The 25,344-nt window shown below is 60.0% G+C and carries 17 protein-coding genes; 11 read left to right on the top strand and 6 right to left on the bottom strand.

Annotation, left to right across the window (positions count from 1 at the left end):
- The first annotated feature begins 8 nt into the window (after nt 1-8).
- Complete coding sequence (locus JJN09_RS26665; RefSeq protein ID WP_249484430.1) at nt 9-2,393, top strand: RND family transporter; 2,385 nt, start codon at nt 9-11, stop codon at nt 2,391-2,393.
- 262 nt (nt 2,394-2,655) lie between these two features.
- On the opposite strand, the gene JJN09_RS26670 is transcribed toward JJN09_RS26665, so the two are convergent.
- A complete protein-coding gene (locus JJN09_RS26670; protein ID WP_169430692.1) occupies nt 2,656-3,375 on the bottom strand; it encodes a FadR/GntR family transcriptional regulator in 720 nt (239 codons plus the stop codon).
- A gap of 187 nt (nt 3,376-3,562) precedes the next feature.
- Complete coding sequence (locus tag JJN09_RS26675) at nt 3,563-5,299, bottom strand: IlvD/Edd family dehydratase (protein ID WP_249484431.1); 1,737 nt, start codon at nt 5,297-5,299, stop codon at nt 3,563-3,565.
- Between the two features lie 193 nt (nt 5,300-5,492).
- Between JJN09_RS26675 and JJN09_RS26680 the strand changes: the two genes are divergently transcribed.
- The 8 genes from JJN09_RS26680 to JJN09_RS26715 all read left to right on the top strand — a co-directional run bounded on the left by JJN09_RS26680 (nt 5,493) and on the right by JJN09_RS26715 (nt 12,182).
- Nucleotides 5,493-6,815, top strand: coding sequence for an MFS transporter (locus tag JJN09_RS26680; protein WP_249484432.1), 1,323 nt, complete (start codon nt 5,493-5,495; stop codon nt 6,813-6,815).
- Nucleotides 6,816-6,965: 150 nt separating this feature from the next.
- A complete protein-coding gene (gene araD1, locus JJN09_RS26685; protein ID WP_249484433.1) occupies nt 6,966-7,958 on the top strand; it encodes an AraD1 family protein in 993 nt (330 codons plus the stop codon).
- A gap of 9 nt (nt 7,959-7,967) precedes the next feature.
- Complete coding sequence (locus JJN09_RS26690) at nt 7,968-9,548, top strand: aldehyde dehydrogenase (NADP(+)) (RefSeq protein ID WP_249484434.1); 1,581 nt, start codon at nt 7,968-7,970, stop codon at nt 9,546-9,548.
- Nucleotides 9,549-9,644: 96 nt separating this feature from the next.
- A complete protein-coding gene (locus tag JJN09_RS26695; protein WP_249484435.1) occupies nt 9,645-9,953 on the top strand; it encodes a DUF5629 family protein in 309 nt (102 codons plus the stop codon).
- Nucleotides 9,950-11,125 carry a lactonase family protein gene (locus JJN09_RS26700; protein ID WP_249484436.1) on the top strand — a complete coding sequence of 392 codons (1,176 nt, stop codon included), beginning with the start codon at nt 9,950-9,952 and terminating at the stop codon, nt 11,123-11,125. The genes JJN09_RS26695 and JJN09_RS26700 overlap by 4 nt, the downstream gene beginning before the upstream one ends.
- Nucleotides 11,126-11,281: 156 nt before the next feature.
- Nucleotides 11,282-11,461 (top strand): hypothetical protein, encoded by a 180-nt coding sequence (locus JJN09_RS26705; protein ID WP_011334602.1) that lies wholly within the window; start codon nt 11,282-11,284, stop codon nt 11,459-11,461.
- Between the two features lie 254 nt (nt 11,462-11,715).
- On the top strand, nt 11,716-11,928 hold the full coding sequence (locus JJN09_RS26710) for a hypothetical protein (RefSeq protein WP_249484437.1): 213 nt from the start codon (nt 11,716-11,718) through the stop codon (nt 11,926-11,928).
- On the top strand, nt 11,925-12,182 hold the full coding sequence (locus JJN09_RS26715) for a hypothetical protein (protein WP_249484438.1): 258 nt from the start codon (nt 11,925-11,927) through the stop codon (nt 12,180-12,182). The genes JJN09_RS26710 and JJN09_RS26715 overlap by 4 nt, the downstream gene beginning before the upstream one ends.
- Before the next feature lie 5 nt (nt 12,183-12,187).
- On the opposite strand, the gene JJN09_RS26720 is transcribed toward JJN09_RS26715, so the two are convergent.
- The 4 genes from JJN09_RS26720 to JJN09_RS26735 form a co-directional block, all read right to left on the bottom strand.
- Nucleotides 12,188-12,784: a glutathione S-transferase gene (locus JJN09_RS26720; protein ID WP_249484439.1), complete on the bottom strand. Its 597-nt coding sequence runs from the start codon at nt 12,782-12,784 to the stop codon at nt 12,188-12,190.
- Nucleotides 12,781-16,422, bottom strand: coding sequence for an AAA family ATPase (locus JJN09_RS26725; RefSeq protein ID WP_249484440.1), 3,642 nt, complete (start codon nt 16,420-16,422; stop codon nt 12,781-12,783). The genes JJN09_RS26720 and JJN09_RS26725 overlap by 4 nt, the downstream gene beginning before the upstream one ends.
- On the bottom strand, nt 16,419-17,663 hold the full coding sequence (locus JJN09_RS26730; RefSeq protein WP_249484441.1) for an exonuclease SbcCD subunit D C-terminal domain-containing protein: 1,245 nt from the start codon (nt 17,661-17,663) through the stop codon (nt 16,419-16,421). Before JJN09_RS26730 ends, JJN09_RS26725 begins: the two co-directional genes overlap by 4 nt.
- A 206-nt stretch (nt 17,664-17,869) precedes the next feature.
- A complete protein-coding gene (locus tag JJN09_RS26735) occupies nt 17,870-19,303 on the bottom strand; it encodes an MFS transporter (protein WP_249484442.1) in 1,434 nt (477 codons plus the stop codon).
- Between the two features lie 352 nt (nt 19,304-19,655).
- Here JJN09_RS26735 and JJN09_RS26740 point away from each other — a divergent pair, with 352 nt between their 5' ends.
- Entirely contained in the window at nt 19,656-24,533 is a 4,878-nt protein-coding gene (locus JJN09_RS26740) for an AMP-binding protein (protein ID WP_249484443.1), read from the top strand.
- Nucleotides 24,533-25,339 carry a polyketide synthase dehydratase domain-containing protein gene (locus JJN09_RS26745; protein ID WP_249484444.1) on the top strand — a complete coding sequence of 269 codons (807 nt, stop codon included), beginning with the start codon at nt 24,533-24,535 and terminating at the stop codon, nt 25,337-25,339. The genes JJN09_RS26740 and JJN09_RS26745 overlap by 1 nt, the downstream gene beginning before the upstream one ends.
- Nucleotides 25,340-25,344: the final 5 nt, after the last annotated feature.

A 25,344-nucleotide genomic window follows, 5' to 3' on the forward strand; every position in this document is an offset into this window, starting at 1 on the left:
GCGGGGCTATGACTTCCTTGAGCACTCATCATCAGGACAAGGCGACGTTTCTCGAACGCCTGATTTTCAACAACCGCCCGGCAGTGATCGTGATCTGCCTGCTGGTCAGTATTTTCCTGTTCTGGCAGGCCACCCTTATTCGGCCGTCCACCAGCTTCGAGAAAATGATCCCGCTCAAGCATCCCTTCATCGAGAAGATGATGGAGCACCGCAACGATCTGACGAACCTGGGCAACACCGTGCGCATTTCGGTGGAAGCCAAGGACGGTGACATCTTCTCCAAGGAGTACATGGAGACCCTGCGCCAGATCAACGACGAGGTGTTCTACATCTCCGGCGTCGACCGCTCCGGCCTGAAGTCGCTGTGGAGCCCCAGCGTACGCTGGACCGAAGTGACCGAGGAGGGTTTCGCCGGCGGTGAAGTGATCCCGCAGAGCTACGACGGCTCCCAGGACAGCCTCGACATGCTGCGCAACAACGTGCTCAAGTCGGGTCAGGTCGGGCGTCTGGTGGCCAACGACTTCAAGTCGAGCATCGTCGACATCCCGCTGCTGGAGTCCTACCCGGATCCGCAGGACCAGGGCAAGTTGCTGGCGCTGGACTATCGCCAGTTCTCCCATGAACTGGAAGACAAGATCCGCAACAAGTTCGAAGCGCAGAACCCCAACGTCAAGATCCACATCGTCGGTTTCGCCAAGAAGGTCGGTGATCTGATCGACGGTCTGGTGATGGTGGTGATGTTCTTCGGCATCGCCTTCGTCATCACCCTGATCCTGTTGCTGTGGTTCACCAACTGCCTGCGCAGCACCGTGGCGGTGTTGAGCACCACGCTGGTGGCGGTGGTCTGGCAACTGGGGTTGATGCACTTCTTCGGTTTCGGCCTCGATCCGTATTCGATGCTGGTGCCGTTCCTGATCTTCGCCATCGGGATTTCCCACGGCGTGCAGAAAATCAACGGTATCGCCCTGCAATCGAGCGAGGCGGACAACGCCCTGACCGCCGCGCGGCGCACGTTCCGGCAACTGTTCCTGCCGGGGATGATCGCGATTCTGGCGGATGCGGTGGGCTTCATCACGCTGTTGATCATCGACATCGGTGTGATCCGTGAACTGGCGATCGGCGCATCCATCGGTGTGGCGGTGATCGTGTTCACCAACCTGATTCTGCTGCCGGTGGCGATTTCCTATGTCGGCATCAGCAAGCGCGCAGTGGCCAGAAGCAAGAAGGACGCGAACCGCGAACACCCGTTCTGGCGCTTGCTGTCGAATTTTGCCAGCCCGAAAGTCGCACCGGTTTCCATTGCCCTTGCTCTGATCGCCTTCGGTGGCGGGCTCTGGTACAGCCAGAACCTGAAGATCGGCGACCTCGACCAGGGCGCGCCGGAATTGCGTCCGGACTCACGCTACAACAAGGACAACAACTTCATCATCAACAATTACTCCACCAGCTCCGACGTACTGGTGGTGATGGTCAAGACCAAGTCCGAAGGTTGCTCGCGCTACGAAGCCATGGCGCCGATCGATGAGCTGATGTGGAAGATGCAGAACACCGAGGGCGTGCAGTCGGCGATCTCGCTGGTGACCGTGTCCAAGCAGATGATCAAGGGCATGAACGAGGGCAACCTGAAATGGGAAACCCTGTCGCGTAACCCGGACGTGCTGAACAACTCCATCGCCCGTGCCGACGGCCTGTACAACAACAGTTGCTCGCTGGCGCCGGTGCTGGTGTTCCTCAACGATCACAAGGCTGAAACCCTGGATCGTGCGGTGCATGCGGTGCAGGAATTCGCCAAGGACAATAACAAGGACGGTCTGGAATTCATTCTCGCGGCGGGTAACGCCGGGATCGAAGCGGCGACCAACGAAGTCATCAAACAGGCTGAGCTGACCATCCTGGTGCTGGTGTACATCTGCGTGGCGGTGATGTGCATGATCACCTTCCGCTCCTGGGCGGCAACCCTGTGCATCGTGCTGCCGCTGGTGCTGACCTCGGTACTCGGCAACGCGCTGATGGCGTTCATGGGCATCGGGGTGAAGGTTGCGACGCTGCCGGTGGTGGCGCTGGGCGTGGGGATCGGCGTGGACTACGGCATCTACATCTACAGCCGTCTGGAAAGTTTCCTGCGTGCCGGTCTGCCGTTGCAGGAAGCCTATTACCAGACCCTGAAATCCACCGGTAAAGCGGTGCTGTTCACCGGTCTGTGCCTGGCCATCGGCGTGTGTACCTGGATCTTCTCGGCGATCAAGTTCCAGGCCGACATGGGCCTGATGCTGACTTTCATGCTGCTGTGGAACATGTTCGGTGCGCTGTGGCTGCTGCCGGCACTGGCGAAGTTCCTGATCAAACCGGAGAAACTGGCGGGGCAGAAGGGGAATTCGTTGTTTGCTCACTGATCCGGGCGTGTGAAACGACAAAGCCGCAACCCAAGGGTTGCGGCTTTTTTATGGGGCAAGATCAAAAGCCCCCTCACCCTAACCCTCTCCCGGAGGGAGAGGGGACTGACCGAGTGGTGCTTCGTCAGACATCGACCTGAATAACTGAGTCGATTATGGATTCAAAGCAACTCGTTCAAGTCGGTGTATCTCTCCAATAACCCCCAATCGGTTCCCTTTCCCTTTGGGAGAGGGCTAGGGTGAGGGCAAGCGGTCTCAAGGCTTAAGAAAGTTCAGTACCGAGCACCACACTCAAAGCACTCCGCGCATCATCCAGCTGCACCAACGTCGCATGCCGCGCCCCCAATGCATCCCGGTTCTCGATGGCCGTCAAAATCGCCTTGTGCCGAGGCAATGCCAGTTCATGCAGATTCGGCCGCTGGTTCGAATGCTTCAACGCCTCGGCAATCGCCACCGACAGCATGTTGCACAGGTTCGCCAACAAGTCGTTATGGGTCGCATCAGCGATGCGGCTGTGGAAATCCAGATCCGGTTGCAGCAAGGCTTCCGGTGTCGGCGCGGCTTCCATGCGTTGGTAGGCTTCGCCGATGGCTGCGATGTCGGCATCGGTGGCGTGCTGGGCGGCGAGGGCGGCAGCGGCCGGTTCGATGATGCTGCGCACGCTGGTCAGCACGTTGAAGAATTCGTTTTGCGGGCTGCTTTGCATCAGCCAGTGCAGCACGTCTGGATCGAGCATGTGCCATTCGCGGCGCGGCTTGACCACGGTGCCGACGCGCGGCTTCGAGTACACCAGCCCCTTGGCCACCAACACCCGCGTGGCTTCGCGCAACACCGGTCGACTGACCGCGTACTCCTCGCAGAGCAAGGCTTCGGCGGGCAGTTTGTCGCAAGGCAAAAAGCGTCCGGAAACAATCTGCATGCCCAGTTCCTGGACGATGCGCGAGTGCATGCTTTTGCGGTCGGAAGGTTTGCGGTAATCCATGGGGAGTGGCGCGATCCTGAGCGATGGAGATGCCGCGCATCATAGCAGGCACGACGCGATCTTGAGGCAGATGCACAAAGCAAATGTGGGAGCTGGCTTGCCAGCGATGGCGGAGTGTCAGTCAACATTGGTGTCAGCTGAAAGACCGTAATCGCTGGCAAGCCAGCTCCCACAGGGGACGGCGGTGTTAATGCGAGTGGCGGGGTACTTCAGCTCCTCGGCAACCAACAAGGAAATCAAAGTCGCAACCCTGATCCGCCTGCAGCACATGCTCGATGTACAACTGACGATACCCACCCACCAGCAATTGTTGCGGCGGTTGCAGATCCGCCATGCGTGCCGCCAGTTCAGCATCTGGAATATCCAGGTGCAAACGCCCGCTGGCGCAGTCCAGCTCGATCCAGTCGCCTTCTTTCACCGCCGCTAAAGGCCCGCCAGCCGCCGCTTCCGGGGCGACGTGCAAGACCACGGTGCCGTACGCCGTGCCGCTCATGCGTGCATCGGAAATGCGCACCATATCCGTCACGCCCTGGGCCAGCAGTTTGGCCGGCAAACCCATGTTGCCGACTTCCGCCATACCCGGATAACCCTTCGGCCCGCAGTTCTTCATCACCAGAATCGAGTTTGCATCGACGTCCAGCTCCGGGTCGTTGATCCGTGCCTTGTACATGTCGAAGTTCTCGAACACGACTGCGCGACCACGGTGCTGCATGAGTTCCGGGGTAGCGGCGGATGGCTTGAGCACTGCGCCCAGTGGCGCCAGATTGCCACGCAATACGCAGATGCCGCCGTCGGCGCGGATCGGATTGTCGAGGGTGCGGATCACTTCGTCTTCACCGTAGATCGGTGCATCTTTGGTGTTCTCGCCGATGGATTTGCCATTGACGGTCAGGGCGTGCGGATTCGGGATCAGATTGGCCTCGCCGAGACGCCTCAGCACCGCAGGCAAGCCGCCCGCGTAGTAGAACTCTTCCATCAGGAAACGTCCGGACGGTTGCAGGTCGACGATGGTCGGCATGCCGCGACCGATTCGGGTCCAGTCGTCCAGATCCAGCTCCACACCGATGCGCCCGGCGATGGCTTTGAGGTGGATCACCGCGTTGGTCGAACCGCCAATCGCCGCGTTGACCCGAATCGCGTTTTCGAAGGCTTCCTTGGTGAGGATCTTCGACAGCTTCAAGTCTTCACGCACCATCTCGACCGCGCGCATGCCGGACATGTGCGCCAGCACATAACGCCGTGCATCCACCGCCGGAATCGCCGCGTTGTGCGGCAGGGAAGTGCCCAGCGCTTCGGCCATGCAGGCCATGGTCGACGCGGTGCCCATGGTGTTGCAGGTGCCGGCCGAGCGGGACATGCCGCCCTCGGCCGCGAGGAAATCGTCGATGGTGATGGTGCCGGCCTTGACCTGTTCGCTGAGCTGCCAGACCACCGTGCCGGAGCCGATGTCCTTGCCCTTGTGCTTGCCGTTGAGCATCGGCCCGCCGGTGACGACGATCGCCGGCACGTCGCAACTGGCCGCACCCATCAACAACGCCGGGGTGGTCTTGTCGCAACCGGTCAGTAGCACCACGCCGTCAATCGGGTTGCCGCGAATCGCTTCCTCGACGTCCATGCTCGCCAGGTTGCGGGTGAGCATGGCGGTCGGGCGCAGGTTTGATTCGCCATTGGAGAACACCGGGAACTCCACCGGGAACCCGCCGGCCTCGATCACCCCGCGTTTGACGTGCTCCGCAATCTGGCGGAAGTGCGCGTTGCACGGTGTCAGTTCCGACCAGGTGTTGCAGATACCGATGATCGGTTTGCCATGGAACTGATGGTCGGCGATGCCCTGATTCTTCATCCAACTGCGGTACATGAAGCCGTTTTTGTCGGCCGTGCCAAACCATTGGGCGGAGCGCAGGGTGGGTTTTTTATCAGACATGATCGATTCTCTTATTGTAAGACTATTGTTTGCGAGCTTCGGCTAAACATAAGCGCAAAATCGATGGTTTGGAAGTGTTGTTGGGTAATTAGTATTACTATATAGTCGTTTTCGACGGAGGGATGGCCCTGGCGGTTTTCCGCGAGAGGCGTCCCCCGAGGTTCCATAAAAACAACAATCGGAGACCGATCCCATGAGCCAGGAACTGCGGCTTGTCCGGCGCATCACGCTGAAACTGATTCCCTTCCTGATCCTGCTGTACCTGATCGCCTATGTGGATCGCTCCGCCGTCGGCTTCGCCAAGCTGCACATGGGCGCCGACATCGGCATCGGCGATGCCGCCTACGGACTCGGTGCCGGGCTGTTTTTCATTGGCTACTTTCTGCTGGAGATCCCCAGCAACCTGATGCTCGAACGCTTCGGTGCGCGGCGCTGGTTCGCGCGGATCATGATCACCTGGGGCGCGATCACCATCGGCATGGCGTTCGTCCAGGGCCCGCACAGTTTCTACGTGATGCGCTTTCTGCTCGGCGCGGCGGAGGCGGGGTTCTTTCCCGGCGTTCTGTACTACATCACCCAATGGTTCCCGGTGCGCCATCGCGGCAAGATCCTCGGGCTGTTCATCCTTTCCCAACCCATCGCAATGATGATCACCGGCCCCGTGTCCGGCGGTTTGCTGGGCATGGACGGCATCCTCGGCCTGCACGGCTGGCAGTGGCTGTTCATCGTCATCGGCACCCCGGCGATCCTGCTGACCTGGCCGGTATTGCGCTGGTTGCCGGACGGCCCGCAGCAAGTGACATGGATGGACCAGGCCGAGAAGGATTGGCTGACCGGCGAGCTGAAAAAGGACCTGCAGGAATACGGTCAGACCCGTCACGGCAATCCGCTGCATGCGCTGAAAGACAAACGCGTGTTACTGCTGGCGCTGTTCTATCTGCCGGTGACCCTGAGCATTTATGGCCTGGGCCTATGGCTGCCGACCCTGATCAAACAGTTCGGCGGCAGCGATCTGGTGACCGGTTTCGTGTCATCGGTGCCGTACGTCTTCGGCATCGTCGGGCTGCTGATCGTGCCGCGCAGTTCCGATCGCATGAATGATCGCTACGGGCATCTGGCGGTGCTGTACGTAATGGGCGCCATCGGTCTGTTCCTCAGCGCCTGGCTGTCCTTGCCAGTGGCCCAACTGGCGGCGTTGTGTCTGGTGGCGTTTTCGCTGTTTTCCTGCACGGCGGTGTTCTGGACCTTGCCGGGACGCTTCTTTGCCGGTGCCAGTGCGGCGGCGGGCATTGCCTTGATCAACTCGGTGGGGAACCTCGGCGGTTACATCGGCCCGTTCGTGATCGGCGCCTTGAAGGAATACACCGGCAACCTCGCTTCGGGCCTGTACTTCCTGTCCGGGGTGATGGTGTTCGGGCTGGTTCTGACGGGCGTCGTCTATCGCTTGCTGGAGCGCAAGCATGTGCTGCCAGTCGAGCAATTTGCCGCCAGCGCACGAGGCTCAACACGCACCTGAATGATCGGCGCTATTCCTTGTGGGAGCTGGCTTGCCAGCGATGAAGTCAGCACATTCAGCATTGATGTATCTGACAGATGGCTATCGCTGGCAAGCCAGCTCCCACAGGGTCTTGGGGTGTTTCGAAAGCTTGTTTACAGGAGAGGATTCATGCATCTGGTTCAATTCGAATTGAGTAACGGCGAGCGCCGCGTCGGGGTGGTCGAGGACGGTCTGGTGCGTGAAGTGCAGGATGCGCGCACGGTTCGCGATCTTGCCCTGGCCGCGATTGATGCCGGCAGCACCCTTGCACAGCAAGTGCAAGCCCTGGGTCTGGGCATCAGCCACGACTACGCCGAGTTGCTGGCCAAGCTTCGCATCCTGCCGCCGCTGGATCATCCGGACCCGGCGCACCTGCTGGTCAGCGGCACCGGCCTCACGCACCTCGGTAGCGCGTCGGCCCGGGACAAGATGCACCAACAGGCCGGCGACGAAGCAGCGATGACCGACACCATGCGCATCTTCAAGTGGGGCGTGGAGGGCGGCAAACCGGCGGCGGGACAGGCCGGGGTTCAGCCGGAATGGTTCTACAAGGGCGACGGCAGCATTGTGGTGCGCCCCGGTCAGCCGTTCCCGTTGCCGCCGTTTGCTGAAGACGCCGGCGAAGAACCGGAGATGGCCGGCCTCTACCTCATCGGCCACGACGGCAAGCCGTATCGCCTCGGTTTTGCGGTGGGCAACGAGTTCTCCGATCACGTCATGGAACGCAAAAATTACCTGTACCTGGCCCATTCGAAACTGCGCAGTTGCAGCTACGGCCCGGAGTTGCGCGTGGGTGAATTGCCGCAACACCTGGCCGGCACCAGCCGCATCCTGCGCGACGGCGAAGTGCTGTGGCAGAACGAATTCCTCAGCGGCGAGGCCAACATGTGCCACAGCCTGGCGAACCTCGAATACCACCACTTCAAATACAGCCAGTTCCTGCGCCCCGGCGACGTGCACATTCACTTTTTCGGCACCGCGACCCTGTCGTTCGCTGATGGCATCCGCACTCAGCCGGGCGATGTATTCGAGATCAGCCAGGCCGAATTCGGCGCGCCGCTGATCAATGGCATCGCCCCGGTTGAAGCCGTTTTCCAACCGAACAGCATCGGCACCCTTTAAGGAGATCCCATGACTCAGATTCTCGGTCACAACTACGTCGGTGGTCGTCGCAGCGCGGCGGGTAGCGTCAAACTGCACAGCACCGACGCTACGACGGGCGAATCATTGCCCCACGATTTCATTCAGGCCACGGAAGTGGAAGTAGACGCTGCCGCCAAGGCTGCTGCGGCCGCGTATCCAGCGTATCGCAGCCTCAGCGCCGAACGCCGTGCGCAATTTCTCGATGCGATTGCCGATGAACTGGATGCACTGGGCGATGATTTCGTCGCCGTGGTCTGCCGCGAAACCGCATTGCCTGCCGGGCGGATTCAAGGTGAACGCGGGCGCACCAGCGGCCAGATGCGGTTGTTCGCCAAAGTGCTGCGGCGCGGTGATTTTTACGGTGCGCGAATCGACCTGCCGCTGCCGGATCGTCAACCATTGCCACGTCCGGACCTGCGCCAGTACCGCATCGGCCTCGGCCCGGTGGCGGTGTTCGGCGCGAGCAACTTTCCGCTGGCATTCTCCACCGCCGGCGGCGATACCGCGTCGGCGCTGGCCGCCGGTTGCCCGGTGGTATTCAAGGCCCACAGCGGCCATATGGCCACGGCCGAGCTCGTAGCTGACGCGGTGATTCGGGCGGCAGAAAAAACCGCGATGCCGGCCGGGGTGTTCAACATGATTTATGGCGGCGGTGTTGGCGAATGGCTGGTCAAGCATCCCGCCATTCAAGCCGTCGGCTTCACCGGTTCGTTGAAGGGCGGACGGGCACTGTGCGACATGGCCGCCGCGCGTCCGCAGCCGATACCGGTGTTCGCCGAGATGTCGAGCATCAACCCGGTGATCGTGTTGCCCCAGGCTTTGGCCGTGCGCTCGGAAACCGTCGCCCGCGATCTGACCGCGTCGGTGGTGCAGGGCTGCGGTCAGTTCTGTACCAATCCGGGCCTGGTGATCGGCATTCGCTCGCCGCAGTTCACGGCGTTCGTTGAGCAAGTTGCCGCGCTGATCGGCGACCAACCGGCGCAAACCATGCTGAATGCCGGCACCCTCGGCAGCTATGGCAAGGGCCTGGAAAAACTGTTGGCGCATGCCGGCATTGAACATCTGGCCGGCAATCCGCAACAGGGCAATCAGGCGCAGCCGCAGTTGTTCAAAGCCGATGTCAGCCTGTTGATCGATGGCGATGAAGTGCTTCAAGAGGAAGTGTTCGGCCCGACCACGGTGATCGTCGAAGTGGCTGACAAGGCGCAGTTGAGCGCGGCGTTGCAGGGCCTGCATGGGCAACTCACGGCGACGATCATTGGCGAGCAGGCGGACTTCGAGCGCTTCCCGGAACTGACGCCGTTGCTGGAACAGAAGGTCGGGCGGATCCTGCTTAACGGTTATCCGACCGGCGTCGAGGTGTGCGATTCGATGGTCCACGGCGGACCGTATCCGGCGACGTCCGATGCTCGCGGCACCTCGGTCGGCACCCTGGCGATCGACCGTTTCCTGCGCCCGGTGTGCTTCCAGAACTACCCCGACAGCCTGCTGCCGGAACCGCTGAAAAACGCCAACCCGCTGCGCATTCAGCGGCTGGTAGATGGTAAGCCCTCGCGAGAGGTTCTCTAAGCGGGGCCGCCGGGCCTTGTGTGGGCAAGCTCCCCTAAGGCCCGGCGGTCACATTGAGCTATCATTGCCACTTTCCCCCTGAAAGACATGATTGCCATGACTGCCGTAACCGACACCCTTCTCAACGCCCTCGAACACTGCGGTATGGTCGAAATCGACGGCCTGCACGCCTTCGAATTTGCCCTCGATGAAGACGATAATCTGCATATCGAGTGCATCGATGGCCGAACGGCCAGGCATTGGGAGTTCACGCCGGCTCAGGTTGAAGCGGCGACGTTTGACCAGGACCTGCAGAGCTGGTTGATCGTTGGGTTTTCCAGCGACACCAAAACCGTCGGCGAACACCGTCTGGTCTGCCTCGGCGATGTGCTCAGCAGCGCCGACGACGAGGATGAAACCGAATGAACATGCGTAAATTCTGGCCGTTGCTGATGGCCGGCAGCGTTGGTGCGATGGGACTGTCGAGCGCTTCGGCCGAGAGCTTCCAGTTGCTGGTCGGCTCCTACACCGCCGGCACCAGCCAGGGCATCTACCGGATGAACTTCGACAGCGCCACGGGCCAGATCGACGCCAAGCCGCTGCAAGTGATCAAGAGTGAAAATCCGTCGTGGCTGACCCTGTCCAAGGATCAGCACCGGGTGTTCGTGGTCAATGAAAACGGTCCTGGTCAGAAAGATCCGGTCGGTCGCGTCAGCAGTTACTCGATCGATCCGAAGACCCACGCCCTGACCCTGATCAATCAGGTGCAGAGCCTGGGCAATGAGCCGACCCATTCGAGCCTCAGCGGCGACGCCAGTCATCTGTTTGTCAGTAACTATTCGGTGGTTGAAGACCCGGGCGGCACCCTCGCGGTGTTGCCGGTGGGCAGCGACGGCAAACTCAAACCGGTGGTGCAGATGAGCGCGCACCCGGCGAGCCGGGTCAACCCTGAGCGTCAGGCCTCAAACCACGTGCACTCGACGATTTCTTCGCCGGACGGTCGTTACGTGTTCTCCAACGACCTGGGCGCAGACAAAGTCTTTGTCTACCAATTCGACCCGAAAGCCAATCCGTATCTGCCGCTGACCCCAGCGAAAACCGCCTCGGTGCAACTGCCAGCAGGCAGCGGCCCGCGTCATCTGCTGTTCAGCGCTGACGGCAAGCACGCGTGGCTGACCATGGAAATGAGCGCGCAGGTTGCAGTGTTCGACTACAACGACGGCGTGCTGACCCAGACACAAATGATCGACCTGGCCGCCGGCCAGCCGACCTCGGACAAAGCCGCTGCGGCGTTGCACACCTCCGCCGACGGCAAATTCCTCTACGTCAGCAACCGTGGCACCGCCAATCAGCTGCTGGTATTCGCCATCGACCCGGCCACCGGCCAGCTCAAAGAGCTGCAACGGCGTTCGGTGGAAGGCGATCACCCGCGTGAGTTCAGCCTCGATCCGAGCGGCAAATTCCTGCTGATCGCCAACCAGAAGAGCAACCAGATTGTCGTGGTCGAGCGTGACGGCAAGACCGGTCTGCTCGGTAAAACCGTGCAAAAACTGCCGATGGACGCCCCGAGCGACCTCAAGTTTCTCGTGCGTCAATAAGCCGCAGGCCCCGGTCTACGGGGCCTGACGCTTTGTATTAATCCTGCTGATAACAGGTAATGGTACAAAGCATTTCAAGCGAGCAACCCTCGAGCGTTAAGTTTGCTTCACGGCCCAACCGGGCAAGCAAGCCAACCGAACACGAGGGTTACCGCCATGAACTTCAATCTCTTCTCGATCATCGCCGCTTCCGCCATCTCCGCCACCGTTGCGTTGCCAGCCAGCGCCAACGTTGAAATCAGCGACAAAAAATCCCACACCCAGAGCTACACCCAGAAATACCTGCAACAGAGCGCCAACTTCTACGCCGCGCTGGATCACAAAGCCCAACACTGAAATTTCCGCCACGTCCTGGTACTGCCAAAGGCTGCGATCTTTTGATCTTGTTTGTTAAAAGCAAAATCAAAAGATCGCAGCCTTGGGCGGTTTTTTTGCGTGCGTTTCGTCAAGTAATAGGTATTTTCAAACGGCGAGATAGATCGGCTAAATAATCAACGAAGCTGATGGTTACTATGCCAAACCCTGAGTGGTTGCCCGGGCTTTTTTGATCGATTCTGTGGACCTCGAAACATGTCCACGGAGCACACATCATGGCCAGTTCAATCATCACTTCCGCCAAACGCGGCGCCTACCTGGCCATCGGTCTGTACCTGGCCATGGTGCTGTTCGTCAGCCTCTCGTCCCAATCGCAGCACAGCTTCGATGCACCGATCCAGGTCGCGCATCCCGGCATCCAGTTCGAACTTCGCTCGCAAAATGCAGCGGTGGATTCAACCGGACTCGCGGGAGCCGTCGGAGCATGAAAGGCTACAGATTCTGGGTCATCGCCGGCCTGGCGCTCATGACCAATGGCGCGTCCTTGTTGGGATTCGGTCAGGGCTCGGTCGGCGGGCTAGCCCGGGCCATAGAGGCCAACCACACCATCGCCCACAACATCGAGCGGGCCAATGCGCTGGGGCTGCTGGCCGGCAATCCGCCGGTGAAAACCGAAGTGAGTTTTCTCGGACCATTCCAAGTGGATTGCTCGGCCATCGGCATGTGCCAGGTACTGGCGTAAGGCGCTTACTTTTTCATGATGGCGGTGAATAGATCCGACTCAAGAAAGCGTTGTAACCACGCCTGCAATCTTTCATAAGGTGTCGTCGCAAACCACTCACGATCAACATGGGCAAACTGGCGTACGAAGGGCAGCAGCGCGATATCGGCCAGGCAGGGATGATCGGCCAGTAAGTAATCGCGACTCTTCATCATCTTATTCAAGTGGCGCAAAAACACTTCACATTCGGTCCTATAAACTTCCATCGGTTGTTCCGGATAACGCTCGGCGTACTTGTAGCGATTCAGATGCACCTTGAATATCTGATCGTTGCCCTGAATCAGCTTGTCCGCCCACAACGCCCCGAACGAATCATCCTTGAGCAACCAGTCATCCGGATCATTCTGCGCCAGCGCCCAGCGCATGATTTCCAGGCTCTCATCGATCACCTGACCACCGGCATCCAGCACCGGCACCGTGCCCTTGGGCGAGATCGCCAGCATCTCGGCCGGTTTGGCCTTGAGGCTGACTTCGATGATCTCGACCGGCACGCCCGAATAACGCAGGGCCATCCGCGCCCGCATCGCATACGGGCAGCGGCGGAACGAATACAACGTGTTCATTTCACCTCCAGTGTGCTCAAACCATTGCCCTGACGCTGCACCTGAATCTGCACCGGAATCCGCTCGTGCATTTCCTGTACGTGGGAAATCACCGCGACCTTGCGGCCCTGTGCCTGCAAGCCGTCGAGGGCGTCCATGGCCAGTTGCAGGGATTCCGGATCGAGGCTGCCGAAGCCTTCGTCGATGAACAGCGATTCGATTTTCAGTGTGCTCGACGCCATCGAGGCCAGGCCCAATGCGAGAGCCAGCGACACCAAAAAGGTTTCGCCGCCGGACAGCGAATGCACCGAGCGCAGTTCGTCGCCCATTTCGGTGTCCATCACCAACAGGCCGAGCATGCTGCCGCCACGCTTGAGGCGGTAGCGCTTGACCAGTTGCCGCAGTTGCACGTTGGCGTGATGCACCAGCAGGTCGAGGTTGTAGGCTTGGGCGATTTTGCGGAAGGTATCGCCAGTGGCCGAGCCGATCAGCGCATTGAGCCGCGCCCAGCGCTGATACTCGGCATAGGCGTCGGCGATCTGCTGCGCCAGCGCGCAATTGGCATTCTGCCGGCGCTGATCCTCGACTTGCTCGGCACGCAGCTCGGCGCAGAGCTGTTCGCTCGCGCTGCACTGATTCTGCACGTCGGCGAGGGCAGTGGTGAGTTGTTCGGCTTCAAGGTTGCCGTTGTGCTGCGCCTGATGCTCGAGCAACTGGCGATCACGTTCCTGCAACAGCACTTTGGCGTGTTCCAGGGCTTTTTCGTTGCGCTGCAAACGCTCGCGCAACTCGCCAACCTGCGCGTCATCGACCCGCAGCAGATCTTTGAGGCCACCGTCATCCAGTTCCGGGTGACGGGCGCGCCAGTCGGCAATCTTGCCGGCCAGATCGCGGTCTTCGGTTTCCAGCGCCTGCAAACGCTCCTGCTGCGCTTTGAGTTCGGCGGCGATTTGCACGAGTTGCGTGCGCACGCCTTGCAGTGCCTGAGTTGTGGTGGATTCGGCGATGCGCGCCTGTTCTACCGCCAGTTCAAGCTGCTGTTGCCAGTGTTCGGCGCAGTTGTGATCGCCCAGCAATTGCGCGAGTTTCTCTTGGCTGGCCTGTTGCTGAGAGGTCAGTGCATTGAACTGCTGTTCAGCGTTTTGCAATTGCTGCACGCGGTTTTGCTGACGATCCTGTTCCTTCTCAAGCGTCTGCTGGCGTTGTTGCTGTTCGGTCAGTTCTTCTTTTTGCTGATCGATTTGCGCCAGACGCTCGGCGATCTGCTGGTCAAGCTGCATGAAGGTCGCAGCCGGCTCGGCGCGGAGAGCTTCGTGAGTCTCGGAGGGCAGCAGTGTGGCGAAGGCTGCGAGCTCTTCGTCGAGACGCTGGCGGTCAGCGCTCAACTCGCGCTGCTGATTGCTCAGGTGCTGCGCCGCTTGCTGGTGCGCGGTTTCGGCGTGACGCAGTTGCTGGGTCAGGCGCGCCGCATCCTGTTGCAGCGTGAGCAAGGCCGTCTGGCGCTGTTCGTCTTGCGTGATGCTCTGGTTCAGTTGATCGTTCTGGCGAGTCAGCCAGTCAGCGCGTTTGTCGCTGGCCTGATTCAGCAACGGCGCGGCCAGCGGATGAGCCTCAATGCTCGGCGTCAGCGCTTGCTGTTGAGCGGCGAGTTGTTCCTGTTGTTGCAGCAACTCTTTCTGCTGGGCAATCACGCCACCGACACTGGTTCGCAGCTCGGTGATTTTTTCCTTCAGTTGATCGACCGCTTGTTGCGCGTTCGCCTGCTCGCTTTCATCGTGCCGACCGAGACTCTGCAGCAGCGCCTCCGGCTGGTGATACGGATGTTCATTGCTGCCGCAGACCGGGCACGGCTGGTCGTCCTGTAACTGCGCACGCAGCTCTTCGACGCTGGCACTGCGGGCCAGACGCTGGCGTTCGAGCAACTCACGGGTGACGTTGAGGGTCTGTTCGGCGACGGTCAGTTCGGACTTGGTTTTCACCCCGTCCTGGGTCAGGCGCTCGCGCTCCTGTTGCGCATCGAGCTGACGCAGTTGCAGCTCGGCACCACGTTTGTCCAGGTCCTGCTGGCCGGCCCAAAGGCGTGTCAGCTCTTCGATCGCGCGCAGTTGCTTGCGATTGTCCTGCAACAGAGTGCCGAGGATGCCGATCTGTTCGGCGACTGCATTCGGCTCGGCGCCAGCCTCTTTGAACAGCACTTCCAGCTGCTGCTTTTGCGTGGCCAGTTCTTCGGTGGCGCGGGCAGCGTTCCGTTCGAGATTCGCCAGTTCGCTTTCGCCCTTGTTCAACCGGTTGCCGATCAGCATCAATTGCTGCAAGCGATCGCGGTAGGCATTCCAGGCTTCGCTCAACGGTGCCAGATGAGCACTTTGCTGAAGATCGGCGGCGATGCGTTGCAAGCGTTCGGCGACCATTTTCTGTTGGTCGAGCAGGGTCTGGATCGCGCTCTGGCCCTGGGTGCAGGCCTGTTCGGCGTTTTGCTTGGCTTCGGCACCGGAGGCGACCTCCCTGGCGAGGTGGGCGAGGGTGCTTTGCTCGTCGAAAGCCTGACGCAACAGCGGCGCACTTTCGCTCTGTTGCGTCTGTGCCTGGGTCAGGGCGACTTGCGCGTTGGTGAGATCCCGCTCCAGTTGTGTCTGGCGTTCAGTCATCTCGCCTTGTTGTCGATTGTGCGCACTGATCTGCGCTGCCAACGGTGTCAGCAGCGAATCGATTTCAGCCTTGCGGGCGAACTGGTGCCGTTGCGGGGCAAGTTGTTCAAGGCGCGTCAGTCGCAAGCGTTCGCCGGCCAGCGTTTCGCGTTCGTGTTCGGCGCCCTGCAGTTGTTCGGCGGCTGCCTGCTGCGCGTCCTGCAACAGGTGCAGATCCTTGAGCCAGGTGTGTTGTTGTTCAAGCTGTTTGAGCTGGGCCTGCTGCAATTTCAGTTGTCGCTGGGCAGTGTTGAAGCGTTCGTCGAGTTCGGCGCGAGCCTCGGGCGGCAGCGGGGTCATGCCGGTGGCCTGATCCTGCAACTGCTTGTGGGCTTCGCGCGCCTCTTTGGTCTTGTCGAACGCGCGCCGGCCGAGGCGGGTGTAGAGCGCGGTGTCGGTGAGTTTTTCCAGCAGTTCGCTGCGGTCGTTGTCATCCGCCTTGAGGAAGGCACTGAACTCACTCTGGGCCAGCAGCACGGCGCGGGTGAACTGTTCGAAGTTCAGGCCCAGCGCTGCTTCGAGCTGAACCTTGTACTCGCCTTTCTGGCTGGCGAGCAGTTGATCCTGATCGATGTCGCGCAGGCTCTGACGGCTGGCCTGCAACTTGCCGCCGGCCTTTTCCCGGGCGCGGTTGGCTTCCCAGCGTGCGCGATAGCGGCGTCCATCGACACCGACAAAATCCACTTCGGCAAAACCTTCACCCGTGCCGCGCCGCAGCAGGGTGCGCGGGTCGCCGGTGGCGATTTCGCCGTCGGCGTCCGGCACCTTGGCGTCACGGCTGGTGTTGTTCAAACGCGGCACAGAGCCAAACAACGCCAGGCACAGGGCATCGAGCAAGGTACTTTTGCCCGCGCCGGTCGGGCCGGTGATGGCGAACAGACCGGCGCTGGCCAGCGGTTCGGCGGTGAAGTCGATCTCGAACGGGCCGGCCAGCGAAGCAAGGTTCTTCAAACGAATGGCGAGAATCTTCATGGCTGCTCGCCCTCCATCTGTACGTCTTGCAGCAGTTCGGCGAAGTCCTTGAGGGTTTGCTCGTCGACCTCGTTGCCGTAATTGTCGAGCCAGGCGCGGCTGAACAATTCCTGTGGTGTTAGCTGGTCCAGTTCGATCAGCGCGCTGCCGTCCTCGGCGCCATCAGCACCACGGTTACCGGCGTATTCGGCCGCGATCCGCACCAGACGCACGGCTTTGCCTTGCAGGGCGCTTTCGACTTGATGGCGCAAGTCTGGCTGCGGCTCGTCGAGGCGCACCCGCACTTCCAGCCATGGCTGGCGCTGGGTTTCGGCCAGCAGGTCGATGTTCGGCAGGTCGGCCAGTTGCAACAGGATTTCTGTGAGCGGCGCAGGGCCGAGACGTTGCAGATTGACGGAGCGGGGGATCAGCATTGGCTCGACGCTGATCAGTGTTTCGCCGTCGAGCACGACATCGAGAATCTGGTGTTGATAGCCGATTTCCGAGAACGACAACGGGATCGGCGAGCCGCTGTAGCGAATCCGCTCTTCACCGTTGACCTTCTGCGGCTTGTGCAAATGGCCGAGCGCAACATAGCTGATGCTCGCCCCGAACAGACTGGCCGGCAGGGCTTCGGCGTTGCCGATGATCAGGCTGCGTTCGGAGTCTTCCGACACCGACCCGCCGGCCATGTGCGCATGGCTGATGGCGACCAGTGCCTGGCCCGGCTGACGCTTGGCGTTGGCCGCTTCGATCAGCCATTCATGTACTTGGCCAATGCCGCGCAGATAGTTGTCGCCCAGATGTGCGCCAGTTACTTCGGCAGGCCGCAGGAACGGTAACGCGAGGCACCACGCGGCGATTTCGCCCGAGGCATTCGGCAGCGGCAACAACAGACGCTCCGCATCCAGTTGCCCGTCGTCCAGCCACAACACCCGGCCCAGCGCATGGGTGCGCAAACGTCGCATCAACGGTGCGGGCAGTTCGATCCGCGAGCCGGAATCGTGGTTGCCGGCGATCATCACGATGGTCAGCAACGGTTGCTGTTCGTGGGCGCTGACGATGAAATCGTAGAGGCGTTCCTGGGCTTTGACCGGCGGATTGACCGTGTCGAAGATGTCGCCGGCGATCAGCAGCACATCCGGCTGCGCCAGCTTCAATTGGCGCAGCAGCCACTCGAGAAAACAGGCGTGCTCGAAATCGCGCTCCTGGCCGTGAAGGTTTTGCCCAAGGTGCCAGTCGGAGGTGTGAAACAGACGCAAGGCAAACTCCGCAACAGAAATAGATGATGGCCGCGTGCAATGGAGTGGCGGCTGGAAAGAGAGGGAGTTTACTGGCAAAAGGTCTGGAATGCAGAAAGGGCAGACAAATCGCAGACGCGGGCCGCTCAGACTCAGCGACCCGCGTTTGCGATGTGTACAGCCTGCCTCGGGGTAGCGGGTTTCGTCGGGTGGCTGTACTTGAACGGTTATTTGCGCAGTAGCACTGCGCCTGCCAGCGAAGCTGCGAGGGCAAGCACGGCTCCCGCCAGAAATGCCATGGAATAGCCGCTGCTCAATGCCTCGAGCGGCGCGAGACCGCTCTCCACAAGGTGGTCACGATGGTATGCGGCGAGGCTGCTGATGAATGCCAGGCCTAACGCGCCTCCCATCATGAAGGATGTATTGACAATGCCCGAGGCGAGACCGGACTCGCTGGGGGGGACATCGTTCATGGCGGCGACGAGGACCGGATTGAAAGCCATCCCGGCACCCAATCCGAGCAAGAGCATCCCAGGCAAGACGTCCATCAGAAAATCGCCGTTGACCGGTGCTCGCGACAGCAGGAGCAGCCCTGCTGCGGCCAGCGCGAGGCCTGCTACCAGCGGCGGCTTGATTCCGTAGCGGATGATCAGTCGAGAGGACAGGCTCAAAGAACACACGGCCATCACGAGGTTGGCGGGCAAAAACGCCAACCCTACCTCAAGCGGGCTATAGCCCAATACCTGTTGCAGGTACAGAGCACAAAGAAAAAACCAGGCGAACATCGAGGTTGCCCACAGCACGCCGATCAAATTGGCCGTGCTCAGGTTTCGCAGCCGGAACAGTCTTAGCGGCACCAGCGGTTCTTTCACGCGAGTTTCTATGACCAGGAACAGCACGAAGGACAAGGCCGCCAGAGCCAGTAATCCGAGGGTTTGCACAGATCCCCAGCCGACGTGATTGCCATTCATGATCGAATACACCGCCAGCATCAGTGCGGCAATGATGGTGATGGCTCCGCCGACATCGAGCGAGGCCCTGCTGGTGTTTTCGGCTGGCGGCAGCAACCGCAGGGTTAAGCCAAGGACGATAACGCCCAGAGGCAGATTGACCAGGAAAATCGAGTGCCAGTCATAAGTGTTGGTCAGCACGCCACCCAGTAATACGCCAATGCTGCCGCCGCCGGCACACACAAAACTGTAGGCGCCGATGGCTTTCGCGCGCTCGATCGGGTCGGTAAACAAATGAATGATCAGTGACAACGCCGTGGCGGTGACCAATGCACCGCCGAGGCCCTGAAAGCCCCGTGCCGCTACCAGTGTCCATTGCGTCGATGCCATGCCGCAGGCCAGCGATGCCAGTGTGAAGATCGTGACCCCGGTAATAAACAGATTGCGCTGCCCGTACAAGTCGCCCAGACGACCGCCCAGCAACAGGAAACCGCCGAACGTCAGCAGGTACGCATTGACGATCCAGGCCAGCGATACATCGCTAAAGCCCAGTTGCAGTTTGATCGAAGGTAACGCGACGTTAACGATGGTGGTGTCGAGCACAATCATCAACGTGGCCAGGCAAATAATCATTAAGGCTTGCCAGCGTTTCTCGCGATAAGCGTCCTGCGCAAGGCTCAAGGGAAGTGAGCGAGTGCTTATATCATCCATAAAAAATATCCATGTAATAAGTTGCTTGAGTAAATGATCCTGGAAGTGCCGAATTTATTGGGCGAAGTAGGATTTTGGTGCAGGTTTTTTCACGCAGCGGGTACGATGTTTAAACAGGTTTCACAGGCGAAAAATGTGATTTCGCAGTGAATGTAGCCCAATATTTGATATTTGCAAGTCGGGTTGCTTCATGCGCTTTTGGTGATGTAGGCTCCTCGTCAATAGTTGATGTCAGGGCCGCACTCTAGTATCAGTCGTTAGTCGTAACCTATTGTAATTGTGTATGTTTTTAGAGTTTATGGACTGGGCGTTTAATTAAGCGCCGAATAGTGGCCGGGAGGGCCGATATACAATGCACAGGCTCGCAAGTTGCTATGAAGAGCTTATATTCGAGCGCATCGAGAATAATCGGGCCGATCCTGGTTGCATGCTGTCATATGGCTTCTTGCTTCATGGCGATATAGTGGCAACTGTGCTGGGTGACGCACTGAATACTTTGATGCGCCGCCATTATCGGGTGGCTTTTAGTACATTCGTGAGAAGAGCCTCCGGTGTTCATGTTTATCCGGCTGCCATGCCGGAAAACGTCCTGGAATATGTAGAAAGTCCTCCTCTGAGTGACACGGGTGTTGTCTGCAATCTGGCCGCTTCGCTCCCGGAAAACCGACTGTTTCGCTTCACGCTGACCCGCCATTCGGAGCATCTCCACCATCTGCGTTTGACGTTCAGCCATCTGATATTCGACGGGCAGTGCTATCGGATATTTTGCAACCTGCTGTCCCGCCTTTACGGACAAGCGCATGTGCAGCCCGAATCGGTCTCTGAGATACAAAGTCCGCGTAGTCGTGCAGGCAAGGCGGTGCCCCCGGAATCAGTCGATTCTCTGGCGTTCTGGAAGGATCGGCTGAGCCGGTATCCGCTGGGTCAGGCACTGCCATTTCTCAAGGCGGGGCATCGCGGCGAATCGTCTTTTGTGACGGTGAAACGCTCGCTGAACGGCCCGAGCTGTGCGGCGCTCCAGAACGTTGTAGCCGAGTCGAACAGTACGTTGTTCAGGCTGATCGTGGCTGCGACGGCCATCACCATTGCGCGTTACAGCAATGATCAGGATCTTGACGGGGTCAGCATTGCGCACACCCTCGACACTCGGCAAGAGCCTACATCGCCAGGGTGCTTCACCAGCCTTGTGCCCCTGTGGATTCCACATCATCCGGATTGGTCACCTCGCCAGTATCTCAACCATGTGGATCAGGAGCGCCGAGCTGTCAGGCCGCATCAGCAATTGGCGCCGCAGCGGTTGTTGGGCCTGGCTGAGGAGCGGCTCAACCGCAATCGTCCGGTCTTGAACGTTGTGGTCAATCAGTCGGAAGGGCTGTTGCCCAGAGCCTGCCCAGAGCTGGAATCGCTCAGGGTCGAACTGGTTGAACGGCCGACCACCGGCGGGCCTTACGACCTGGCGGTGAATTTCCATCACGAGGCTGATGAGTTGGTCCTCAGTGTCGATATTCCTCGCAGTCTTGCCACGCCAGCGCTGGTCAACGAGTGGGCCGATAATCTGCTGCAAGTGTTGAATCGATTTGTCATTGATGGCGACACCGCTATCGATGCCATTGATTTCAGCCAGCCTTTACGGCCGGCTGCCTGTGGTGATGTGCAGGCACTGACCGCGGCCGACAGCGTGGTCGCACGCTTTCGAGAGCAGGTGCAACGGCGTCCGGAAAAAATCGCCGTTCAGGCACCGCAACAGGTGCTGACGTACGCACAAATGTTCGACCAGGCTCAGCATCTGGCCCGACAGATTCAAGCGGTTGTACAGGACACCTCCCTGCGGCAGGGTATCGGTCTGATGCTGGGGCGCTCTTCGTGGCTACCGGTGTCGATGCTCGCTGCACTGAATCTGCAGGTGCCGTTTATTCCGCTGGACAGCGCGCTGCCGGCACAGCGACTGGACGCCATCCTCGCGACAACGCGAATGGCCGTGGTGCTCAGTGACGGACAGGCCGATGTTGCCGGCCTGCGTGCTCGCCATCCAGACGTGCGGGTGATCGACCTGCCTTGCACTGCCGCGATATTGCCACATGACAGTCAGGAACCGCTGCGGCAACTGGGTTGTGATCAGGCCTACATTCTGTTCACTTCGGGTTCGACCGGTGTGCCCAAGGGGGTCGCCCCGACCCGAGAAAATTTGGCGAATTTTCTCTTGGCCATGACGTTCGAGCCGGGGTTCTGTGAGGAAGATCATTTCCTGGCATTGACGCCCATCAGTTTCGATATCTCGATTCTCGAACTGCTGTTGCCACTGGTCGTCGGCGCCACACTGGAAATTGTAGAGGATGAGGTCCGGCGCTCGGCACCCGCACTCTCACAGTACATCAATGAGTCGGCGGCCACGGTTGTCCAGGCCACGCCGGCGTCCTGGCGTTTGCTCAAGAATGCTCGCTGGTCCTGCCCCCGCTCATTGACGATTGTCTGCGGCGGCGAAGCGCTGACGCCTGATATCGCTCGGTTCCTGCTGCGCGACAGGCACCTGCTGTACAACGTGTATGGCCCTACAGAGGCTACGATCTGGGCGTCTTGCGCGCGAATTGATGATCCGCAGGTGATTCACCTCGGTCGCCCGCTACTCAACAATCGTTTCTACGTTGTTGATGAGCACTTACAAACCGTCGCCAGTGGCCAGGCCGGGGAGCTGCTGATAAGTGGCGCCAACGTCGCGCCAGGTTATTTGAATGTCGATAGCCAAAACGCATTCATCGATGTACCCGGTATACAGGGCAAGGTTTACCGTACCGGGGATCGTGTCAGGCATTTCGGTGAGGGCCAGCTGACCTATCTGGGGCGCGCCGACAGTCAGCTCAAACTCAACGGCCATCGAATCGAACTTGAAGAAATCAATGTGCGTCTCGCCGCATTGCTCGGGTCGGTGGAGGTGTTCACCGTCGTGCGCACGGGTACCGTTCCCCACTTATGCAGTTTTTATTGGTCGGGGCAGGGTGATGCCGTGGATGAATCGAGCGTCCTGGCGGAACTGAAGAAAGCCCTGCCGCTTTACATGATTCCATCTGCCTTATTGCCCCTGGAAGCGATCCCGCTGACCTCGAGTGGCAAGGTCGATTTGCGCCGCCTGGCCAGCGCGCCGCTGACGCAACTGAGCGCCAAAGCTATTGGCGCAGGCACACCACTGGCAACCCCGGCGCCCGCAGTTGCGACGTTTGCGGACAGCGAGGCCAGCGTTCGCGCAATTATCCTGTCGTGTCTGGGGGTGAACGTTCATGACCGCCACTTACCTCTGGGCTGGCTGGGGTTGAACTCGATTTCCTACAATTTGCTGTCTCAGGCGCTGTCCGATGAGCTCGGCGTGCGCATTGCCCCGCATCGTTTCTATGCACTCAACACGCTAGCCGCCATCAGCGCAGAACTGTCGAATCTTTCGCCGCTCGAAGCTGATACCGATAGCCAGCAGGCGCAGGCGAAACCGCAACCGAACTCTTCGGCCGAGCAGGACGGGCAGGTCGCGATCATCGGGTACTCCGTGCTGATGCCGGAAGACCTTGAAGCCCCCGCGTTCTGGCAGGCGTTACTGGACAATCGAAACCTGATCTCCAGTACCTTGCGTCCCGGTTTCACCGCGCCTTTGCACGGCGGCTTTCTGAAGAATATCAAGACGTTCGATGCCCGACTGTTTTCCATCTCGCCGCTGGAAGCCAATTACATGGACCCGCGTCAGCGACTGCTTTTGCAGACGACCTGGCGTACGCTCGAAGACGCCGGCTATGCGCCGCAAACCCTGGCCGGCACTCGAACCGGCTGTTACATCGCAGGCACCGGCGCCGACTACGCGACCTTGCAAGCGAGGTTCTCGACGCCACCCAACCCGTACACGCTGCCCGGCAACTCGTTGAGTATTCTGGCCAATCGTCTGTCGAGCTTCTTTGATTGGCGCGGTCCGTCATTCACCCTTGATACCGCCTGCTCGGGTTCATTGAGTGCATTGGTCAAGGCGTGTCAGGATCTGGCTTCGGGCGTGTGCGACGTCGCCCTGGCGGGTGGTATCAACCTGATTGCCGATGAGCAGATTTCCCTTGGGCTGCAGGCCGGCAACTTCATGTCGCCACGTTTTCGTTGTGCCAGTTTCGATGAGTCTGCAGATGGCTACGTCCGCGCAGAAGGTGTCGGTTGCTTCTTGCTCAAGCCCTTGCGTCAGGCGCAGCTGGATGGCGATGCCATTCATGGCGTTATCCTGGCGCATGGCGAAAATCATGGCGGCCGTGCCAACTCCCTGACTGCACCCAACCCGGCCGCTCAAGCGGCACTGTTGACCCGGGTCTACACTCCCGCGCTTGCCGCGCAAGTCAGCTACATCGAGACTCACGGCACTGGCACGCTGCTGGGCGATCCTATCGAAATCGATGCGCTCAAGAGTGCGTGGCGCGAACTGTGTCCGAACCAGCCGCCGCAATCGGTCTGGCTGGGGGCGGTGAAATCCAATATCGGTCATCTGGAACCAGCCGCCGGAGCTGCCTCGCTGGCCAAAGTACTGCTGGCCATGCAGCACAGCACGCTGACGGCGAACCATCATTTCAATCGTCTGAATCCACTGATCGATCTTGAGCCGTCACCGTTCTCGATCCTCAGTCAGACACGGCCATGGCCCTCGCCGCAGGTCGCCGGTATCAGCTCTTTCGGTTTCGGGGGTGCCAACGCTCACCTCGTGGTCGGCCAGGCGCCTCGCCGTGAGCCTTGTGCCAGTCTTCACGACAGTTACCTGGTGACGTTGTCGGCGGCAAGCGACAAAGCCTTGCAAGCCATGCGGGAACAGCTCCGAGACTTTTTGTATCGCACGACGCAGTCCGATCCTTCGCTGCTTGGCCTGGAGCAGGTCGCTTACACGTGCAATAACGGTCGGGCTCAGGCGGAGTACCGATTGGCCTGGGTGGCCAGCAGCCTTGCCGATCTGGTGCAGCAGATGGCATTGCCGTCGGCCTCATGGCGCGCCACCGCGCAAGCCAATGGGAGTATTGCCGCCTCGCTGCCGGCAGATCTGCCCAGGCATGAAAGGTTGTCCGCCCTTCGAGAGTGCTTCTTGCAGGGTGAGACACTGGATTGGGCAAGCGTGCATCAGGGTGAAAGCGGCCAGCGGGTGCACCTGCCGACGTATCGCTTCGACGAGCGCGAATACTGGTTTGACCAGGTCCGACCTCAGCGTGCCGCACAGGGATCGCTCGGATGATGGGGGCGGGTATTTTTGCACCGTTCATTCAACAAGTAGGCGACCACGAAGCGACGCTCTGTGTGCCGCCTCATCATCCGTGTTTTTCCGATCATCAGGTGCGATCGTTGCCGGTGTTGCCCGGTGTGAGTTACCTGGAACTGGTCCTGAACACCGCGACGATGCTCTTTCCACACTTCAGGGCAAGCACGCTTGAGGACTGCCTGTGGCTCAGACCGTTTCTTGGCAACGTCGCGTCGCCGCGCCTGAATATCGAGCTCAAGCCCGCCGGCAATCAGCGCCTGGCATTTACTGTTGCTGACCAGGATCACACCTATGCCCTCGGCTGCCTTTGCAGCGAGGCCTCCGTCACGCAAGTGCCTGCGCAGGGGCAGCGCATTCGCGAGCAATTGTTACTGAACTCAAGCCGCCATTTCGACCATCAGCAGGTGTACGCAGAGTTCAGTGGCATGGGCATCGATTACGGCCCGTTCTTCAAAAAGATCAGCCATGTGCGCATCCATGAACAACTGTCGCTGGCGCTGCTTTCAAGGCAGGCCGGCGCCGGGTTCTGTTTCAGTAATCTGCTGGACTGCGCGTTTCAATCGGGCATGGCGATTTCCATCGGTACCGAGCGAGGCAGCCTGATGCCGTTCTCGCTGGGCACGCTGGTACTGCATGCGCCCATCGACTTCAGTCACACGAATGAATACTGGGTCACTACCCGGAAACATACTGAGTTCCGAACCGATATCTGTGTGCTCAGCCATGACGGCAGACCACTGATTTCGGTTCGCGACCTGGGCGTCAAGCCGTCTCTTCTGTAAAGCGC

The organism is Pseudomonas sp. HS6 (assembly GCF_023375815.1).
Taxonomy (GTDB): Bacteria; Pseudomonadota; Gammaproteobacteria; order Pseudomonadales; family Pseudomonadaceae; genus Aquipseudomonas.

What these genes read in the sequence shown, in the direction of transcription:
- JJN09_RS26665 (WP_249484430.1), top strand. Translation starts at nt 9, where the DNA reads ATGACTTCCTTGAGCACTCATCATCAGGACAAGGCGACGTTTCTCGAA.
- JJN09_RS26670 (WP_169430692.1), bottom strand. Translation starts at nt 3,375, where the DNA reads ATGGATTACCGCAAACCTTCCGACCGCAAAAGCATGCACTCGCGCATC.
- JJN09_RS26675 (WP_249484431.1), bottom strand. Translation starts at nt 5,299, where the DNA reads ATGTCTGATAAAAAACCCACCCTGCGCTCCGCCCAATGGTTTGGCACG.
- JJN09_RS26680 (WP_249484432.1), top strand. Translation starts at nt 5,493, where the DNA reads ATGAGCCAGGAACTGCGGCTTGTCCGGCGCATCACGCTGAAACTGATT.
- araD1 (WP_249484433.1), top strand. Translation starts at nt 6,966, where the DNA reads ATGCATCTGGTTCAATTCGAATTGAGTAACGGCGAGCGCCGCGTCGGG.
- JJN09_RS26690 (WP_249484434.1), top strand. Translation starts at nt 7,968, where the DNA reads ATGACTCAGATTCTCGGTCACAACTACGTCGGTGGTCGTCGCAGCGCG.
- JJN09_RS26695 (WP_249484435.1), top strand. Translation starts at nt 9,645, where the DNA reads ATGACTGCCGTAACCGACACCCTTCTCAACGCCCTCGAACACTGCGGT.
- JJN09_RS26700 (WP_249484436.1), top strand. Translation starts at nt 9,950, where the DNA reads ATGAACATGCGTAAATTCTGGCCGTTGCTGATGGCCGGCAGCGTTGGT.
- JJN09_RS26705 (WP_011334602.1), top strand. Translation starts at nt 11,282, where the DNA reads ATGAACTTCAATCTCTTCTCGATCATCGCCGCTTCCGCCATCTCCGCC.
- JJN09_RS26710 (WP_249484437.1), top strand. Translation starts at nt 11,716, where the DNA reads ATGGCCAGTTCAATCATCACTTCCGCCAAACGCGGCGCCTACCTGGCC.
- JJN09_RS26715 (WP_249484438.1), top strand. Translation starts at nt 11,925, where the DNA reads ATGAAAGGCTACAGATTCTGGGTCATCGCCGGCCTGGCGCTCATGACC.
- JJN09_RS26720 (WP_249484439.1), bottom strand. Translation starts at nt 12,784, where the DNA reads ATGAACACGTTGTATTCGTTCCGCCGCTGCCCGTATGCGATGCGGGCG.
- JJN09_RS26725 (WP_249484440.1), bottom strand. Translation starts at nt 16,422, where the DNA reads ATGAAGATTCTCGCCATTCGTTTGAAGAACCTTGCTTCGCTGGCCGGC.
- JJN09_RS26735 (WP_249484442.1), bottom strand. Translation starts at nt 19,303, where the DNA reads ATGGATGATATAAGCACTCGCTCACTTCCCTTGAGCCTTGCGCAGGAC.
- JJN09_RS26740 (WP_249484443.1), top strand. Translation starts at nt 19,656, where the DNA reads ATGCACAGGCTCGCAAGTTGCTATGAAGAGCTTATATTCGAGCGCATC.
- JJN09_RS26745 (WP_249484444.1), top strand. Translation starts at nt 24,533, where the DNA reads ATGGGGGCGGGTATTTTTGCACCGTTCATTCAACAAGTAGGCGACCAC.